Genomic DNA, 203 nt, shown 5'->3' with positions numbered 1-203 from the left:
CGGATGATCCAATGCGCCATGCTGGTGCGGCTGAGCGGATGCCCGAGCCGCGCCAGCATGGTCTCCAGTCGGTACAGCGGCAGGCCGTCGGCGTACTTCGAGGTGATGATGTAGGCCAGCAGCGAAGTGGTGGCAATGCACTTGCCCAACGGATGCACGGGGCGGGCTGCTGCCACCACGGACTCGTCCCCGTCGTCGTGCTC

Annotated in this window: 1 protein-coding gene; it reads right to left on the bottom strand. The window is 66.5% G+C overall.

Annotated features, from left to right (window positions below; all coding sequences use genetic code 11):
• Nucleotides 1–203 (bottom strand): IS66 family transposase (locus AC1RQI_RS17615; RefSeq protein ID WP_481905893.1); only part of this gene is annotated, 203 nt, incomplete at both ends.

Source organism: Salicola sp. AFF1 (assembly GCF_056783195.1).
Note: the sequence above shows the minus strand (reverse complement) of the source record. Positions and strands in the feature narration are given on the sequence as shown.